General features: G+C 76.6%; 1 protein-coding gene. It reads left to right on the forward strand.

The window, feature by feature from the left end:
• A partial coding sequence (locus tag ACLBXO_RS32095; RefSeq protein WP_447687956.1) for an enoyl-CoA hydratase/isomerase family protein occupies positions 1 to 299 on the forward strand: 299 nt, incomplete at both ends.

Genomic DNA, 299 nt, shown 5'->3' on the forward strand with positions numbered 1-299 from the left:
GACGCGATCGCGCGCCGTGCGCGGGGTCCCGGCCCGGCGCCCCTGGCCGCGCGCCGCGCGGTGATCGGCCGCTGCTTCGCCTTCGACATGGTCGACGAGATCCTGTCGGCCCTGGCGGCGAACGGCTCGGACTTCGCTGCCGCGACCCGGGCGACGCTCCTGAGCAAGGCGCCGTCGAGCCCCGTCCTGACGCTGTGCCTCCTGCGCCTCGGCCGCGGCGCGCCGAACCTGGAGGCCTGCCTGGAACGCGAGTTCCACGCCTCGCTGGCGCTGCTGGCGGAGGGCGACTTCCGCGAGGG

Source organism: Methylobacterium sp. C33D, assembly GCF_053345825.1.